At 54.4% G+C, this 15,809-nt stretch carries 17 protein-coding genes and 1 riboswitch; of the genes, 12 read left to right on the top strand and 5 right to left on the bottom strand.

Annotation, left to right across the window (positions count from 1 at the left end; genetic code table 11):
- Window positions 1–5 precede the first annotated feature (5 nt).
- Genes bioB through bioD form a run of 4 tightly spaced genes read left to right on the top strand, consistent with a single transcriptional unit; the run spans window position 6 to window position 3,630 of the window.
- Window positions 6–1,046, top strand: coding sequence for a biotin synthase BioB (bioB, locus tag FDX19_RS21720; RefSeq protein ID WP_137384349.1), 1,041 nt, complete (start codon window positions 6–8; stop codon window positions 1,044–1,046).
- A complete protein-coding gene (bioF, locus tag FDX19_RS21715; RefSeq protein ID WP_137384348.1) occupies window positions 1,043–2,200 on the top strand; it encodes an 8-amino-7-oxononanoate synthase in 1,158 nt (385 codons plus the stop codon). Before bioB ends, bioF begins: the two co-directional genes overlap by 4 nt.
- A complete protein-coding gene (gene bioC, locus FDX19_RS21710; protein ID WP_137384347.1) occupies window positions 2,184–2,969 on the top strand; it encodes a malonyl-ACP O-methyltransferase BioC in 786 nt (261 codons plus the stop codon). Before bioF ends, bioC begins: the two co-directional genes overlap by 17 nt.
- On the top strand, window positions 2,932–3,630 hold the full coding sequence (gene bioD / locus FDX19_RS21705) for a dethiobiotin synthase (RefSeq protein WP_137384346.1): 699 nt from the start codon (window positions 2,932–2,934) through the stop codon (window positions 3,628–3,630). Before bioC ends, bioD begins: the two co-directional genes overlap by 38 nt.
- On the opposite strand, the gene FDX19_RS21700 is transcribed toward bioD, so the two are convergent.
- Window positions 3,596–4,318: an ABC transporter ATP-binding protein gene (locus tag FDX19_RS21700; protein ID WP_137384345.1), complete on the bottom strand. Its 723-nt coding sequence runs from the start codon at window positions 4,316–4,318 to the stop codon at window positions 3,596–3,598. The genes bioD and FDX19_RS21700 overlap by 35 nt on opposite strands.
- Before the next feature lie 768 nt (window positions 4,319–5,086).
- Here FDX19_RS21700 and uvrB point away from each other — a divergent pair.
- Complete coding sequence (uvrB, locus tag FDX19_RS21685; protein WP_137384343.1) at window positions 5,087–7,108, top strand: excinuclease ABC subunit UvrB; 2,022 nt, start codon at window positions 5,087–5,089, stop codon at window positions 7,106–7,108.
- A gap of 87 nt (window positions 7,109–7,195) precedes the next feature.
- Here the strand turns inward: uvrB and yvcK are convergent, their stop codons facing one another.
- A complete protein-coding gene (gene yvcK, locus FDX19_RS21680) occupies window positions 7,196–8,104 on the bottom strand; it encodes a uridine diphosphate-N-acetylglucosamine-binding protein YvcK (RefSeq protein ID WP_137384342.1) in 909 nt (302 codons plus the stop codon).
- A gap of 289 nt (window positions 8,105–8,393) precedes the next feature.
- Window positions 8,394–8,539, top strand: a riboswitch (molybdenum cofactor riboswitch).
- Between yvcK and moaA the strand changes: the two genes are divergently transcribed.
- From moaA to FDX19_RS21650, 6 genes are all read left to right on the top strand, one after another.
- A complete protein-coding gene (moaA, locus tag FDX19_RS21675; protein WP_115602345.1) occupies window positions 8,527–9,516 on the top strand; it encodes a GTP 3',8-cyclase MoaA in 990 nt (329 codons plus the stop codon). Its footprint overlaps the riboswitch before it by 13 nt.
- A 19-nt stretch (window positions 9,517–9,535) precedes the next feature.
- Window positions 9,536–10,048: a molybdenum cofactor biosynthesis protein B gene (gene moaB, locus FDX19_RS21670; RefSeq protein ID WP_115643677.1), complete on the top strand. Its 513-nt coding sequence runs from the start codon at window positions 9,536–9,538 to the stop codon at window positions 10,046–10,048.
- A gap of 2 nt (window positions 10,049–10,050) precedes the next feature.
- Window positions 10,051–10,536 carry a cyclic pyranopterin monophosphate synthase MoaC gene (gene moaC / locus FDX19_RS21665; RefSeq protein WP_137384341.1) on the top strand — a complete coding sequence of 162 codons (486 nt, stop codon included), beginning with the start codon at window positions 10,051–10,053 and terminating at the stop codon, window positions 10,534–10,536.
- Window positions 10,529–10,774 (top strand): molybdopterin synthase sulfur carrier subunit, encoded by a 246-nt coding sequence (moaD, locus tag FDX19_RS21660; protein ID WP_137384340.1) that lies wholly within the window; start codon window positions 10,529–10,531, stop codon window positions 10,772–10,774. The genes moaC and moaD overlap by 8 nt, the downstream gene beginning before the upstream one ends.
- Before the next feature lies 1 nt (window position 10,775).
- On the top strand, window positions 10,776–11,228 hold the full coding sequence (moaE, locus tag FDX19_RS21655; protein WP_137384339.1) for a molybdopterin synthase catalytic subunit MoaE: 453 nt from the start codon (window positions 10,776–10,778) through the stop codon (window positions 11,226–11,228).
- 41 nt (window positions 11,229–11,269) lie between these two features.
- A complete protein-coding gene (locus FDX19_RS21650; RefSeq protein WP_137384338.1) occupies window positions 11,270–11,974 on the top strand; it encodes a Bax inhibitor-1/YccA family protein in 705 nt (234 codons plus the stop codon).
- Window positions 11,975–12,130: 156 nt separating this feature from the next.
- Here the strand turns inward: FDX19_RS21650 and clsB are convergent, their stop codons facing one another.
- Both clsB and FDX19_RS21640 read right to left on the bottom strand, forming a co-directional pair.
- A complete protein-coding gene (clsB, locus tag FDX19_RS21645) occupies window positions 12,131–13,372 on the bottom strand; it encodes a cardiolipin synthase ClsB (RefSeq protein WP_137384337.1) in 1,242 nt (413 codons plus the stop codon).
- Window positions 13,369–14,130: an endonuclease/exonuclease/phosphatase family protein gene (locus tag FDX19_RS21640; protein ID WP_137384336.1), complete on the bottom strand. Its 762-nt coding sequence runs from the start codon at window positions 14,128–14,130 to the stop codon at window positions 13,369–13,371. Before FDX19_RS21640 ends, clsB begins: the two co-directional genes overlap by 4 nt.
- Before the next feature lie 191 nt (window positions 14,131–14,321).
- Between FDX19_RS21640 and FDX19_RS21635 the strand changes: the two genes are divergently transcribed.
- Window positions 14,322–14,732, top strand: coding sequence for a YbhQ family protein (locus FDX19_RS21635; protein ID WP_048212208.1), 411 nt, complete (start codon window positions 14,322–14,324; stop codon window positions 14,730–14,732).
- Here the strand turns inward: FDX19_RS21635 and FDX19_RS21630 are convergent.
- A complete protein-coding gene (locus tag FDX19_RS21630; RefSeq protein WP_137384335.1) occupies window positions 14,694–15,800 on the bottom strand; it encodes an ABC transporter permease in 1,107 nt (368 codons plus the stop codon). The genes FDX19_RS21635 and FDX19_RS21630 overlap by 39 nt on opposite strands.
- Window positions 15,801–15,809: the final 9 nt, after the last annotated feature.

Genomic DNA, 15,809 nt, shown 5'->3' with positions numbered 1-15,809 from the left:
TCAATATGGCTCACACTTCTCGCTGGACAATGTCGCAAGTCACCGAATTATTTGAAAAACCCCTGCTGGATCTGCTGTTTGAAGCGCAACAAGTGCACCGTCAGCACTTCGATCCTCAACAGGTTCAGGTCAGTACGCTGCTGTCGATTAAAACCGGTGCCTGTCCGGAAGACTGCAAATACTGCCCGCAAAGTTCACGCTATAAAACTGGTCTGGAAACCGAGCGTCTGATGGAGGTTGAGCAGGTTCTGGATTCTGCGCGTAAGGCGAAACAGGCCGGTTCAACGCGGTTTTGCATGGGGGCGGCGTGGAAGAATCCGCATGAGCGCGATATGCCTTACCTGGAACAGATGGTCCAGGGTGTAAAAGCGCTGGGGCTGGAAGCCTGTATGACGCTGGGCACGTTGGACGAAACCCAGGCTCAGCGTCTGGCCAGTGCGGGTCTGGACTACTACAACCACAACCTCGACACCTCGCCGGAGTTCTACGGCAATATCATCACCACCCGTTCCTACCAGGAGCGACTTGATACGCTGGACAAAGTGCGCGAGGCGGGGATTAAAGTCTGCTCTGGCGGTATCGTCGGGTTAGGTGAAACGGTGACCGATCGTGCCGGTTTATTGCTGCAGTTGGCGAATCTGCCAACGCCGCCGGAAAGCGTGCCGATCAACATGCTGGTGAAAGTAAAAGGCACGCCGCTGGCGGATAACGACGATGTCGATGCGTTTGATTTTATTCGCACCATCGCCGTGGCGCGCATCATGATGCCGACCTCGTACGTGCGTCTGTCCGCCGGGCGCGAGCAGATGAACGAACAGACCCAGGCAATGTGTTTTATGGCCGGGGCCAACTCGATTTTCTACGGCTGCAAACTGCTGACCACGCCGAACCCGAACGAAGATAAAGATCTGCTTTTATTCCGCAAACTCGGTCTGAATCCGCAGCAAACGGCGGTGCTGGCGGGGGATAACGAACAGCAGCAACGTCTGGAGCAGGCGTTGCGCACCCCGGATACAGACGACTACTACAACGCGGCAACCGTATGACCTGGCAGCAAAAAATTGACGATGCGCTAACGGCGCGTCGTTGTGCTGATGCCCTGCGCCGCCGTTATGCGGTAACGCAGGGGGCAGGGCGCTGGTTGTTGGCCGAGGGGCGTCAGTATCTGAATTTTTCCAGCAACGATTATCTGGGATTGAGTCACCATCCGCAGATAGTCTGCGCCTGGCAGCAGGGGGCTGAACGTTTTGGTGTCGGTAGCGGGGGTTCAGGCCATGTTAGCGGCTATTCCATCGCGCATCAGGCGCTGGAAGACGAACTGGCGCAATGGCTGGGTTATTCACGAGCATTGTTGTTCATCTCCGGCTTTGCTGCCAACCAGGCGGTGATCGCCGCGTTGATGGGAAAAGAGGATCGGATTGTTGCCGACCGCCTCAGCCATGCGTCGTTGCTGGAAGCGGCCAGCCTGAGTCCCGCCGTGTTACGCCGTTTTACCCATAATGACCCGCAACATCTGGCTCGTCTGCTGTCAGCCCCCTGTCCGGGGCAGCAGTTAGTGGTTACCGAAGGCGTGTTCAGCATGGATGGCGACAGCGCACCGCTGGCGGATATCCATGCCGCAGCGCAACGCCAGGCGGCCTGGTTGCTGGTGGATGATGCGCACGGTATCGGCGTGTGCGGTGAGGAAGGGCGCGGCTCGTGCTCCCGACAGCAGGTCAAACCTGAACTGCTGGTGGTGACGTTTGGTAAGGGATTTGGCGTCAGCGGTGCGGCAATACTGTGTTCTGATAGCGTGGCTGATTATCTGCTGCAGTTTGCCCGTCATCTGATTTACAGCACCAGCATGCCCCCGGCGCAGGCGCAGGCATTGCGTGCTGCGCTGGCAGTGATCCGCAGTCGTGAGGGTGATGAACGTCGGGAAAAACTGGCTATGTTGATCCAACGTTTTCGCGCTGGCCTGGATACGCCGGATTTCACGCTGGCAAATTCAGACAGTGCCATCCAGCCATTGATCGTGGGCGATAACCATAAAGCGCTGCAACTGGCGGAGGCTTTACGCGCTCAGGGTTGTTGGGTGACCGCCATCCGGCCTCCTACGGTACCGGTCGGCACAGCCAGATTACGGCTGACGCTGACGCAGGCGCATGAATGCCAGGATATCGACCGTTTACTGGAGGTGCTGCATGGCGCAGGTCAATAAACAGGCCATTGCTGCCGCATTTGGACGCGCCGCTTCCCACTATGAACAACATGCCGGGCTACAGTGCCAAAGCGCCGATGCCTTGCTGACGCTGCTTGGCAAACGGGATTATGCACGGGTACTGGATGCGGGGTGCGGCCCTGGGCGCATGAGTCGCTACTGGCGTGAGCAGGGAAGCGAAGTCAGCGCACTGGATCTTTCTGAACAAATGCTGGCAGAGGCACAGCGGCAAAATGCCGCCCACCACTATCTGCTGGCGGATATTGAAGCTATTCCGCAGGCAACCAGCACATTCGACCTGGCCTGGAGCAATCTGGCCGTACAGTGGTGCAGCGATCTCCGTGGTGCGTTAAACGAACTTTACCGGGTGGTGCGTCCTGGCGGGGCGGTGGCGTTTAGTACGCTGGCGCAAGGGTCGATGCCGGAATTACGCCGGGCGTGGCAAGCGGTAGATGACCGGGAGCACACCAACCGTTTCTTGCCCGTGGAGCAACTTGAAAAGGCGTTGCATGGCTGGGACGTCGAATATCAGCTTCATACGGTGACACTGTGGTTTGACGACGCGTTGAGCGCCATGCGCTCGCTCAAAGGGATCGGTGCGACGCATCTCCATGATGGACGCGAACAGCGCGTACTGACCCGTTCACAGCTGCAGCAGTTACAGTTAGCCTGGCCCTCCGTGCAGGGAAAATACCCGCTAACGTATCAACTTTTTTTAGGAGTAATTCAACGTGACCAGAACGTATTTTGTCACCGGGACGGACACTGAGGTCGGTAAAACCATTGCCAGCTGTGCGCTCCTGCAGGCTGCGGGGCAATTGGGTTATCGAACGGTCGGCTATAAGCCCGTCGCCTCTGGGAGTGAAATGACAGCAGATGGTCTGCGAAACTCCGACGCCCTTGCCCTGCAGCGCAACAGCGCGGTGGCAGTGAGCTATACGGCAATTAATCCCTATACCTTTGCTGAACCCACGTCACCGCATATCATCAGCGCTGATGAAGGGCGACCGATTCTGGCTTCAGTGATGTCTGCGGGTTTACAGGCGCTGCGAATGCAGGCCGACTGGGTGCTGGTGGAAGGTGCTGGCGGCTGGTTTACGCCGCTTTCTCCCACGCTGAGTTTTTCTGACTGGGTACAAACGGAACAACTGCCAGTGATTCTGGTGGTTGGCGTCAAGCTTGGCTGCATCAACCATGCCATTCTGACTGCGCAAGCGGTACAACAGGCTGGGTTGACGCTGGCGGGGTGGGTCGCCAATGATGTGACCCCGCCAGGAAAACGCCATGCTGAATATATGGCAACGCTGAAACGCGCGATTCCGGCCCCGCTACTGGGGGAGATCCCCTGGCTGGAAGACGAGCCAGAACGCGCAACGACAGGGCACTATCTCGACCTTAGCGTTTTGCCTCTGGCGCCATCCAGTCGTTAAGAAACGGGTCGTTGCGCTGCGCCAGTTGTCCCTGAGCCACATTGCGTCCGCGATGTAACAGGCAATAGCAATCAGCGACCCGACGAATAAACGGCAGGCTTTGCTCTGCGAGCATAATGGCGATGCCCAACTCCTGGCTTAGCCTCACAATCAGGTTCCCCAGCTTGTGGATATACGCCTGGCCCGTGCCTCGCGTAGGCTCATCGAGGATCAGCAGGCGTGGGCGTGTCACCAGCGCGCTGGCGAGCGCGAGCTGGTGCTGATCATCCTCTGATAAGACGCCCCCTTTGGTCTGACGCAGACTGTACAACTGTGGGAAGAGGCGGTATATATCGCTGCTGTTCATCGTTTCGCTTTCTTCAACCGCCTGGCGCGCAATATGCAGATTTTCCTCGACCGTCAGCTGCGAAAAAATCCGTCTCTCTTGTGAAACGGCGTTAATACCCAGCGCAATGCGATTTGCCGCCGGGATCGGACTCAGATCGCACGGTGGTGCGCCTGCCTGATGCCAGACCATCGTACCGCTTTCGATAGGCAAATTGCCGATGATGCAATTGGCCAGCGTCGTTTTCCCCATCCCCGGAAGTCCCAGCACGCCGGTACACTTGCCGGGCTGCAGGTCGAGATCCACATTCCATAGCGTGTGCTGGTTGCCGTAATAGTGATTCACTGCGCGAAGACTCAACATCGATTTTCTCCATCATGAAGTTATTCGCCCGATAGGCCGGGGAGCAGAAGAAAATTGCAAATCTCTTGCCAGAAAAGGGAAATACGCGAAAAACAGCGGGATAGCGTGATCCACCGGCAGCGATGTCTGGTTTTTAGCGATCCGGGTTAATTTTGCGCACACTGCCAGTGCCGGGTCGCGTCGGAATGGTGCAGGCAGGTAAATGGTGAAAATGCGAGCAAGATCTCGACCGCCTCCAGGGCTTCGTTAGCTGATAAATATAAAAAAATGGCGATAATTTTTTTTTATCCCACCCGAAAAGGGCACGTCGGTGTTTTTGCCAGGCGGCAGTCAGCACGGGCTGGAGGCAGTTATCCACTATTCCTGTGGATAACCTTGTGTATTAGAGTTAGAAAACACAATGTAAGCGAGAGAAGACGCGGCCTGCGACTAAATTGATGCGAAAGACGGCTCGAGAGAATAGTTATTGAAATACAGAATGTTAGATAAAAGCAATGGCTGTCGCGGAAGTGTCATGCGTTGCCATAAAACTTTCATCTGCCGTCTTGACAAATGTTAAAAAAGTCATTGGTTTGGGGATAACACATTTTTACTGGTGTTTTATCTTGCCAGTGCCAAAATTTTAGCCTGCTCTGACGGGCATTCTGAGGGCGTAACAGAAATATTCTGGTGCGTTACTGTTTTTTCATCCAGTATATTTTACTGGCAAAATATACTGCTGCGAGTAAAATTACACACCTGCCCGCCCATTGCTTCAGGTAGCTGCTCATGAGTAAACCGTTCAAACTGAATTCCGCTTTTAAACCCTCTGGCGATCAGCCTGAGGCGATTCGTCGCCTGGAAGAAGGGCTGGAGGATGGTCTGGCGCATCAGACGCTGCTCGGGGTGACAGGGTCGGGGAAGACATTCACTATCGCCAACGTGATTGCGGATTTACAGCGTCCGACGATGGTGCTGGCCCCTAACAAGACCCTCGCAGCTCAGTTGTACGGCGAGATGAAAGAGTTCTTCCCGGATAACGCGGTTGAGTATTTCGTCTCCTACTACGACTACTATCAGCCGGAAGCCTACGTGCCGAGCTCTGATACCTTCATCGAGAAAGATGCCTCGGTCAACGAACACATTGAGCAGATGCGTTTGTCGGCGACCAAAGCTCTGCTTGAACGGCGGGATGTGGTGGTGGTGGCCTCGGTTTCCGCGATCTACGGTCTGGGCGATCCGGATCTGTATCTGAAGATGATGTTGCACCTGACGGTGGGGATGATTATCGACCAGCGCGCGATCCTGCGCCGGCTGGCTGAACTGCAGTACACGCGTAACGATCAGGCATTCCAGCGCGGGACGTTCCGCGTGCGTGGTGAGGTGATCGACATCTTTCCGGCCGAATCTGACGATATCGCGCTGCGCGTCGAATTGTTTGATGAAGAAGTTGAGCGCTTGTCGCTGTTCGACCCGCTAACCGGGCAGGTTGAATCCACGATTTCGCGCTTCACTATTTACCCGAAAACCCACTACGTGACGCCGCGCGAACGTATTGTGCAGGCTATGGAAGAAATTAAAGTCGAGCTGGCGGATCGCCGCAAAATCCTGCTGGCGAACAACAAGCTGGTGGAAGAACAGCGTTTAAGCCAGCGTACGCAGTTCGATCTGGAAATGATGAACGAGCTGGGTTACTGCTCGGGTATTGAAAACTATTCCCGCTATCTGTCCGGACGCGGTCCGGGCGAGCCGCCGCCGACGTTGTTTGATTACCTGCCCGCCGATGGCCTGTTGGTGGTGGATGAATCCCACGTTACGATTCCGCAAATTGGTGGGATGTACCGCGGCGACCGGGCACGAAAAGAGACGCTGGTTGAATATGGATTCCGTCTGCCGTCGGCGCTGGATAACCGTCCGCTGAAGTTTGAAGAGTTCGAGGCGCTGGCGCCGCAAACCATTTATGTTTCAGCGACACCGGGTAATTATGAGCTGGAGAAATCCGGTGATGATGTGGTCGATCAGGTGGTGCGGCCCACCGGGCTGCTGGACCCGGTCATTGAGGTGCGTCCGGTGGCGACGCAGGTCGACGATCTGCTGTCTGAGATCCGCATTCGCGCGGCGATTAACGAACGCGTGCTGGTGACGACGCTGACCAAACGCATGGCGGAAGACCTCACCGAATACCTCGAAGAACACGGCGAACGGGTGCGCTATCTGCACTCCGACATTGATACCGTCGAACGCATGGAAATCATCCGTGATTTGCGCCTGGGCGAGTTTGACGTGCTGGTGGGTATCAACCTGTTACGAGAAGGCCTGGACATGCCAGAGGTCTCTCTGGTGGCGATTCTGGATGCAGACAAAGAAGGGTTCCTGCGTTCGGAACGATCGCTTATCCAGACCATCGGTCGAGCGGCGCGTAACATCAACGGTAAAGCGATTCTCTACGGCGATAAAATTACCGCATCGATGGCGAAGGCCATTGGTGAAACCGAACGTCGTCGCGAGAAGCAGCAACTGTATAACGAAGAGCACGGTATTACGCCACAGGGGCTGAACAAGAAAGTCGTTGATATTCTGGCGTTGGGTCAGAATATTGCGAAGACCAAAGCGAAAGGTAAAGGGAAGTCGCGTGCCGGGGCGAAATCCGAGGTTGTTGAGCTGGATATGACGCCGAAAGCGCTGCAGCAGAAGATTCACGAGCTGGAAGGTCAGATGATGCAGCATGCGCAGAACCTTGAGTTCGAAGAGGCCGCGCAGATCCGTGACCAGTTGCATCAGTTGCGTGAATTGTTTATCGCGGCATCGTAAGTGGGTGCCGGATGCGGGGTAAACCCCTTATCCGGCCTACAAGCGCACCTGTAGGCCTGATAAGCGCAGCGCATCGGGCAAATACGTTCAACCTAACGCCTGCACCGCTTTCTCCAGCGCGCTATGCAGCAATTGACGGTCATGACGGTAGGGAATGTCGCTGGCTTCCAGCACTTCCTGAACTACAATGCGGTCGGTAACGGCCGAAACATCGACTTTTGGCCCCACAATCACCGCATCAATCACTTTCTTACCAACATATTGCTCAATGATAGCCAGCTTATCGGCAAGGGTCAGGCTGGCGGCAGGCAGGCTAAGTTCGCGTCCCAGATTGCCGATATAAACCATTGGCGCCGGTGTGCGACGTAATGCCTGCGCCATTTCGTCAAGCAGTAGTAGCGGCATCAGGCTGGTATAAAAACTCCCCGGTCCTATCAGGATCAGATCCGCTTCCGCGATGGTTTCAATCGCCTCTCGTGTGGCGGGAACTTTAGGTGAGAGCATTAATTCTTGCGGCAGGGTAGTGAGCTGGTCGATATTTACTTCGCCATACACTTCATGTCCCTGATCGTCGAGCGCCATCAGGTCCACCGGCAGTTCTGACATGGGAATTAAATGTGCATCAACTTTTAGCAGGCTGCGAATTAAATTGATGGCTTCCAGAGGCCGCACGCTGAGGTGATCGAGCGCCTTTAACATCAGATTTCCGAGGTTATGACCGGAAAGTTCGCCATTACCGCCAAAACGGTACTCAAACATCGCCGATGCAACGCTTGGTTGGGTAATTAATTGGTTAAGGCAGTTCCGCATGTCTCCCCAGGCAATACCGCCTTCTGAACGGCGAATTCGCCCTGTGGAACCACCGTTATCGGTGGTCGTGACGATGCCCGTCAGGCGTGAACCTAAAGAGGAAAGTGACGACAGAACGCGTCCTAATCCATGCCCTCCGCCGAGAGCGACAACGCGATCCAGATCTGCCAGCGTACGAGTGCGCATAGTTATTCCTGATATCAATTGATCGGCGCTACAGTAACGTAAATAGCGTGTTTTCAGCAATTATCCAGTCGCCATCGGCAGAAAATAATTTTCTGCGATCTACCCCTTTCTGACGACATCCACCTGATAGCAAGATGATGTATATCAATGCAAAACCATGGTTTTTGCTTATTCTGTAGCGAAATTGCACGATCATGTCGCTATATACATATTTATACAGCGAAAGTGTACATGGCAAAAGTGTCATTTACACGCTAGTATCGGCATAACCACAATGTACTCGAAGCATGACGAGTATAAACACTCTAGCCTCTGCACCTGGGTCAAATGATACGGTGCTTTGGCCGTGACGATACGTGAATACGATTGTCACCAGGGCGCAGGAAGAAATGACTTCGCCTCCCGTATTTGGAAAGGTGTACATGGGCTCTCAACTTACCGATGCATTCGCGCGTAAGTTTTACTACTTGCGTTTGTCGATTACCGATGTGTGTAACTTTCGTTGCACCTACTGTCTGCCAGATGGCTATAAGCCAGGTGGTGTGACTAATAACGGCTTTTTGACCGTTGATGAAATTCGCCGCGTCACACGTGCGTTCGCCAGTCTGGGAACGGAAAAGGTGCGTCTGACAGGTGGCGAACCGTCACTGCGTCGCGATTTTACCGACATTATTGCTGCCGTACGTGAAAACGACGCGATTCGTCAGATTGCGGTAACCACCAATGGTTATCGTCTGGCGCGCGATGCTGCTGCATGGCGCGATGCCGGGCTGACGGCACTTAACGTCAGCGTCGACAGCCTCGATGCCCGTCAGTTTCACGCCATTACCGGGCAGGATAAGTTTCAGCAGGTGATGGCGGGGATTGACGCCGCCTTCGATGCCGGTTTTGAAAAAGTGAAAGTCAACACCGTGCTGATGCGCGATGTAAACCATCATCAACTGGACACCTTCCTGGCCTGGGTTCAACCGCGGCCAATTCAGCTACGTTTTATTGAACTGATGGAAACGGGTGAGGGCAGTTCTCTCTTCCGCAAACACCATATCTCCGGGCAGGTACTGCGCGATGAACTGCTTAAGCGCGGCTGGATCCACCAGTTACGCCAGCGCAGCGACGGTCCGGCTCAGGTTTTCTGCCATCCTGATTATGCCGGTGAAATTGGTCTGATCATGCCTTATGAGAAAGACTTCTGCGCCACCTGCAATCGCCTGCGTGTTTCATCCGTCGGCAAACTTCATCTGTGTTTATTTGGTGAAGGCGGGGTGAACTTGCGTGATTTGCTGACCGACGACGCCCAGCAGGCTGCGCTTGAAGAACGTATCTCTGCCGCGTTGCTGGAGAAAAAGCAGACCCATTTCCTGCATCAGAACAATACCGGTATTACGCAAAACTTATCTTACATTGGCGGCTGATCGCTAAAAGGAGTTTCTCATGAGTCAGGTAAGCGCTGAATTTATCCCGACACGCATTGCTATTCTTACCGTTTCCAACCGTCGTGGCGAAGAAGATGACACTTCCGGCCATTATCTGCGTGATTCGGCGCAAGAAGCGGGTCATCAGATTGTTGATAAGGCGATTGTCAAAGAGAACCGCTATGCGATTCGCGCTCAGGTTTCTGCGTGGATTGCCAGTGACGATGTGCAAGTCGTGCTCATTACTGGCGGTACCGGTTTAACCGAAGGCGATCAGGCACCGGAAGCGCTGCTGCCGCTGTTTGACAGAGAAGTCGAAGGCTTCGGCGAAGTATTTCGCATGCTCTCCTTTGAAGAGATTGGTACGGCGACGCTGCAGTCTCGTGCGGTTGCCGGGGTGGCAAATAAGACGCTGATTTTCGCCATGCCGGGGTCGACCAAAGCGTGTCGTACCGCCTGGGAAAATATTATTGCGCCGCAGCTCGATGCCCGTACACGTCCGTGTAACTTCCACCCACATTTGAAGAAATAAGTATGTCGCAATTAACCCATATTAATGCCGCTGGTGAAGCGCACATGGTGGATGTTTCTGCCAAAGCAGAGACGGTACGCGAGGCGCGAGCTGAAGCATTCGTGACCATGCGCAGTGAAACGCTGGCGATGATTATTGATGGCAGCCATCATAAAGGTGATGTTTTCGCTACGGCCCGCATTGCGGGTATTCAGGCGGCTAAACGCACCTGGGATCTGATCCCGCTGTGCCATCCGCTGATGCTCAGCAAGGTTGAAGTCAACCTGCAGGCCGAACCAGAACACAACCGTGTTCGCATTGAAACGCTATGTCGGCTGACGGGAAAAACCGGCGTTGAAATGGAAGCATTAACGGCGGCTTCCGTTGCGGCGTTGACCATTTACGACATGTGCAAAGCAGTACAAAAGGATATGGTAATTGGTCCGGTACGTCTGCTGGCAAAAAGCGGCGGCAAGTCGGGGGATTTTAAGGTGGATGCACATGATTAAGGTTCTTTTCTTTGCCCAGGTGCGCGAACTGGTCAACACCGATGCGCTAGAGGTGACGGCTGAATTTCCAACGGTAGAAGCACTGCGTCAGCATCTGGCGGGCAAAAGCGATCGTTGGGCACTGGCGCTGGAAGATGGCAAGCTGCTGGCGGCGGTAAACCAGACGCTGGTCAGCTTTGATCATCCTCTCAGGGCGGGTGATGAAGTGGCTTTCTTCCCGCCAGTGACCGGAGGCTAAAATGGCTGAAACGCGAATTGTTGTTGGGCATGCGCCATTCAGCGTCGGTGACGAATACCCCTGGCTTGCCGGGCGCGATGAAGACGGCGCGGTGGTCACCTTCACCGGTAAAGTCCGCAATCATAATCTGGGTGACAGCGTGCAAGCATTAACGCTGGAACACTATCCGGGGATGACTGAAAAAGCGCTGGCGGAAATCGTCGACGAAGCGCGTACGCGCTGGCCGCTAGGCCGGGTAACGGTGATCCATCGCATTGGCGAACTGTGGCCGGGCGATGAAATTGTTTTTGTCGGTGTGACCAGTGCGCATCGTAGTAGCGCGTTTGATGCCGGGCAGTTCATTATGGATTACCTGAAAACGCGTGCGCCGTTCTGGAAACGCGAAGCCACGCCGGAAGGTGAACGTTGGGTCGACGCCCGCGACAGCGATAAGCAAGCAGCAAAACGCTGGTAGAGTACAATTGGTTTAGACACATACTGACTCAGGAGATTGTCATGGACCGATTCCCACGATCCGATTCTATTGTGCAGGCCCGTTCTGGCCTGCAAACCTACATGGCGCAGGTCTACGGCTGGATGACCTGTGGGTTGTTACTGACGGCGTTTATTGCATGGTACGCGGCGAATACGCCTGCGGTGATGATGTTTGTCTTTTCCAGCAAAATTACCTTCTTTGGGCTGATCATTGCGCAACTGGCGCTGGTATTTGTCCTGTCGGGAATGGTGCAAAAGCTCAGTGCCGGAATGGCAACGACGCTGTTTATGCTCTATTCGGCGCTAACCGGGCTGACGCTATCGAGTATTTTTATCGTTTATACCTACTCGTCTATCGCCAGCACCTTCGTGGTGACCGGCGGGATGTTCGGTATCATGAGCCTGTACGGATACACCACTAAACGCGATCTCAGCGGCTTGGGTAACATGCTGTTTATGGCGTTAATTGGTATCGTTCTGGCCTCGTTGGTTAACTTCTGGCTGAAGAGCGAAGCGCTGATGTGGGCAGTGACCTACATTGGGGTGATCGTGTTTGTCGGCCTGACGGCCTACGATACGCAAAAGCTGAAAAACATCGGTGAGCAGATCGACCTGCGTGATAGTTCGAATCTGCGCAAGTATGCGATCCTCGGCGCGTTAACGCTGTATCTGGACTTCATCAACCTGTTCCTGATGTTGCTGCGTATCTTCGGCAATCGTCGATAATGCTTGTCGCCGGATGGCGCTGCGCCTGTCCGGCCTACGGTTTTGCAACGAAAGTAGGCCGGATAAGGCGTTAAGCCGCATCCGGCACTAAAGTCACGATGATTTAACCATCGCCTCCTCGTTTTTTACCCGCCGCTTGTTCGCCCGACTTCGCCATCAGGTTTTTCCTCCAGCATCTTCAGCGTGAATGCGATCTTGTGTTGCGATCGCGGGTTGTGCCGGCGGCTCCACTTCAGTCAGGCGTGGAGTGTGTGCCGGTAGCCAACCGACCAGTGCCGGGAAGTGGCGTAAAAAGTGAAATGCCAATACGCTTTTGGTCAGGTTCCACCAGGTTCGTTTTGGCAGCATGGATTCGTCTACCCGCTGGCAGTCCTGCGCAATAATAGGGTTCAGGTTGTCGCGCAGGGTCTGGTTAAATGTGCGGTCATAAATAATGAGATTGGCTTCCAGATTCAGCGACAGACTGAGCGGGTCAAGATTGCTGGAGCCGACGGTAGCCCAGTGATCGTCCATCAGCGCCACTTTGCCATGCAGCGGCTTGCGGTGATATTCGTAGACGTGGACGCCCCCTTTGACCAGATAGTTATACAGCAACCGGGCACCCACTTTCACAATGGGAATATCAGGCTCGCCCTGAACGATGAGTTTTACCCGTACGCCGCGTCGTGCCGCTTTACGTAGTGCATGCAACAGACGATAACCGGGGAAGAAATAGGCATTGGCAATAATCACTTCCCGCTTTGCCTGCGCGAGCATTTTCAAATAATGGCGTTCAATATCATCGCGATGTTCCTCGTTATCACGCCAGACGAACAGCGCCTGCGCTTCGCCGGGGCGATGATTGTCGACTGCCCGGTGATGCCGCCGCCACCAGCGGCGTACGGCGCTTTGTCCCGGCAGGCTCGTCAGTACGAAGGTAAGAATATCAACCACAATCGGGCCTTCAATACGCACAGCGTAATCTTGCTTGGCTTCCGGCCCGTAGTCAGACATGTGTTCGGCGGAGTAATTAATGCCGCCGACGAAGGCGATGCGATCGTCAATGACCACAATTTTGCGATGCATCCGGCGAAACAGATTGGTGCGCATCCCGAACAGACGAGGGCGTGGATCGTAATAACGGAAAACAATACCCGCCGCGGTTAACTCTTCAACAAAGCTGTCGCTAAGATCCGGCGAGCCGTAGCCATCCAGCAGCACCTCCGCTTTGATTCCTCGCTGGGCAGCGCCGAGTAACGCGGCATGTAGCTGTTTCCCAACCGCATCTTCAAACCAGATAAAGGTCTCCAGAATGATTTTTTGCTCCGCCTGTTCAATCGCGTGAAAGACGGCGGGATAGTACTGATCGCCGTTTTCCAGGAGCTGAATTTGATTGCCTTCACGCCAGCCAGTTTTCATACACGAATCTCCGCGCTCAGGGGAGCATGATCGGACAAATGTCGCCAGTGTCGCAGCGCCAGCGCGGTTGGCATACTGGCGTTAGCATTTTTTACATAGATCCTGTCGAGGCGCAGTAGAGGACATCGCACCGGGAACGTTCGTGCCGGGCGACCGTGAGCGCGAGTAAAAATCTCGTCAAGACCGGCCTGGCTCTTCAACGGATAATTCGCCTGCTGTCGCCAGTCGTTAAAATCGCCAGCAACCACCACGGGGTCCGTGTCGGGCAGGGCATTGACCCAATTTGCCAGCATGCTGAGCTGTGCCTGGCGATGGGCTTCACGTAAACCGAGGTGGACGCACATCACATGAATCGGGCGGGAAAGCATCGGCGGCACAATGCGGCAGTAAAGCACACCACGCTTTTCACTCGTGCCAACGGATACATCACGGTTTTCATAATGTTCAATGGGGTAACGCGATAGCACGGCGTTGCCGTGATGCCCCTGTGGATACACGGCATTGCGCCCGTAGGCGAAATCGCTCCACATGCTGTCGGCCAGAAACTCATAGTGGCTGGTATCCGGCCAGTTTGCTATCTGCAGTGCGTGTATGTCGTGAGCGCCCAGCACTTCCTGCAGGCACACAATATCTGCGCCAACTGCCCTGACGGCATCCCGCAGCTCGGGCAAAATAAAGCGCCTGTTAAAGGCGGTGAAACCCTTGTGAGTATTAATGGTGAGCACATTGAATGAAAATCGGTCTGCTGATTCGCTCATGATTCTCCCGTTGGCGTCACTTTCCTGACTCTCTCCGTCATCCTTCGGGATGCGGGGGTTTTGACCGTATCGTGAATTCTGTGGCGAAATAAATAGTGTAGTCGCCGTCACAAAAAGATGCGGTGTTGCGGAATTTTCCGTAAAGTCCGGTACTCTGAATAATTAGTTAAAAATCCTTCAGGAGAAAAGCCATGAGGTGGCAACAACGTGTTCGTGTCGCAACGGGTCTAAGTTGCTGGCAGATTGTGTTGCATTTACTGGTAGTGGCGTTGCTGGTAATGGGCTGGATGAGCGGCAAGCTGGTGCACGTCGGCCTGGGATTATGCGTCGTGTATGGCGTAACGGTTATCTTAATGCTGGCATTGCAACGTCACCATGAACAGCGCTGGCGTGATGTGGCTGACGTGCTGGAAGAACTGACGACCACGTGGTATTTCGGTGCGGCAATGATCGTACTGTGGCTGCTGTCGCGTGTGCTGCAAAACAACGTGTTACTGGCGCTGGCGGGGCTGGCGATCCTTGCCGGACCCGCAGTGGTCTCGCTGTTGGCGAAAGACAAAAAGTTACATCACTTTGCGTCTAAACATCGCATACGCCGCTGAGCCTGTTGTGGCCGCTATCACCAATAGCGGCCACAAACTTCCCCAGACAATCTTCAGACTCGCATCCTTCAGGTAAATCTGTTTTGTGATGTCCGTAAAGTGACGGATCGGGTTTATCCATGTCAGATTTTGCAACCATACCGGCATATTTTCGACCGGAGAGACATATCCGGACAGCAAAATCGCCGGCATCATAAAGACAAAGACGCCGATAAATGCCTGCTGCTGTGTCGCGCACAGTGACGAAATCAGCAAGCCAAATCCCACCAGCGACAACCCGTAAATCACCATCGTGAAGTAGAACAAACCCAGTGAACCGGCAAACGGGATGTGATAGGCCCAGATGCCGATGGCCAGTACGATGGTGGCCTGAAAGGTGGCAACAATCAGTGCGGGCACCGCTTTACCGATGAAAATCTGCCAGGTCGTCAGTGGGGAAACCAGCAGTTGATCAAGTGTGCCCTGTTCGCGTTCGCGGGCGACCGACAGTGAGGTGACGATCATCACGCCGATGGTGGTGATCATGGCGATCAGCGACGGAACCACGAACCATTTGTAATCCAGATTAGGGTTATACCAGTTACGCACGACCAGCTCGCTGTTGTTCGGTTTCGGCTTGCCGTCCATCAGATCCTGCTGATACGCCTTAACGATCTGCTGCAGATAATTCGCGGCAATCTGCGCGCTGTTGGAGTTGCGCCCATCGAGAATGAGCTGCATGGGCGCCTGCTGGAAAGTATCCAGATTACGCGAGAAGTCTGCCGGGAAGCGTACCAGCAGCAGTGCTTTTTGCGTGTCGATGGTGGGTTGGATTTCCTGTGGGCTTTTCAGCAGCAGAATATGGGTAAAGGCGCTGGCACGGGCAAAACGCTGGGTTAATTCCACCGAATGTTTACCGTTATCTTCGTTATAGATAGCGATAGTGGCGTTAGTGACTTCCAGTGTTGCGGCGAACGGGAACAGAATGACCTGAATCAGTACCGGTAAAATCAGAATGGCCCGCGTCTGCGGCTCACGCAGCAGCGATTGCAGCTCTTTGCGAATTAATGTCCATAATCGATGAAACATGCCCGTCCC

It is taken from the genome of Citrobacter sp. wls619, from assembly GCF_005281345.1.
In the GTDB taxonomy this organism is placed as follows: Bacteria; Pseudomonadota; Gammaproteobacteria; order Enterobacterales; family Enterobacteriaceae; genus Citrobacter.
This window is presented reverse-complemented; position numbering and strand designations above follow the sequence as displayed.

Excerpts from the sequence above, each read along its gene's own strand:
- bioB (WP_137384349.1), top strand. The coding sequence starts at position 6 with ATGGCTCACACTTCTCGCTGGACAATGTCGCAAGTCACCGAATTATTT.
- bioF (WP_137384348.1), top strand. The coding sequence starts at position 1,043 with ATGACCTGGCAGCAAAAAATTGACGATGCGCTAACGGCGCGTCGTTGT.
- bioC (WP_137384347.1), top strand. The coding sequence starts at position 2,184 with ATGGCGCAGGTCAATAAACAGGCCATTGCTGCCGCATTTGGACGCGCC.
- FDX19_RS21700 (WP_137384345.1), bottom strand. The coding sequence starts at position 4,318 with ATGTTGAGTCTTCGCGCAGTGAATCACTATTACGGCAACCAGCACACG.
- uvrB (WP_137384343.1), top strand. The coding sequence starts at position 5,087 with ATGAGTAAACCGTTCAAACTGAATTCCGCTTTTAAACCCTCTGGCGAT.
- yvcK (WP_137384342.1), bottom strand. The coding sequence starts at position 8,104 with ATGCGCACTCGTACGCTGGCAGATCTGGATCGCGTTGTCGCTCTCGGC.
- moaA (WP_115602345.1), top strand. The coding sequence starts at position 8,527 with ATGGGCTCTCAACTTACCGATGCATTCGCGCGTAAGTTTTACTACTTG.
- moaB (WP_115643677.1), top strand. The coding sequence starts at position 9,536 with ATGAGTCAGGTAAGCGCTGAATTTATCCCGACACGCATTGCTATTCTT.
- moaC (WP_137384341.1), top strand. The coding sequence starts at position 10,051 with ATGTCGCAATTAACCCATATTAATGCCGCTGGTGAAGCGCACATGGTG.
- moaD (WP_137384340.1), top strand. The coding sequence starts at position 10,529 with ATGATTAAGGTTCTTTTCTTTGCCCAGGTGCGCGAACTGGTCAACACC.
- moaE (WP_137384339.1), top strand. The coding sequence starts at position 10,776 with ATGGCTGAAACGCGAATTGTTGTTGGGCATGCGCCATTCAGCGTCGGT.
- FDX19_RS21650 (WP_137384338.1), top strand. The coding sequence starts at position 11,270 with ATGGACCGATTCCCACGATCCGATTCTATTGTGCAGGCCCGTTCTGGC.
- clsB (WP_137384337.1), bottom strand. The coding sequence starts at position 13,372 with ATGAAAACTGGCTGGCGTGAAGGCAATCAAATTCAGCTCCTGGAAAAC.
- FDX19_RS21640 (WP_137384336.1), bottom strand. The coding sequence starts at position 14,130 with ATGAGCGAATCAGCAGACCGATTTTCATTCAATGTGCTCACCATTAAT.
- FDX19_RS21635 (WP_048212208.1), top strand. The coding sequence starts at position 14,322 with ATGAGGTGGCAACAACGTGTTCGTGTCGCAACGGGTCTAAGTTGCTGG.
- FDX19_RS21630 (WP_137384335.1), bottom strand. The coding sequence starts at position 15,800 with ATGTTTCATCGATTATGGACATTAATTCGCAAAGAGCTGCAATCGCTG.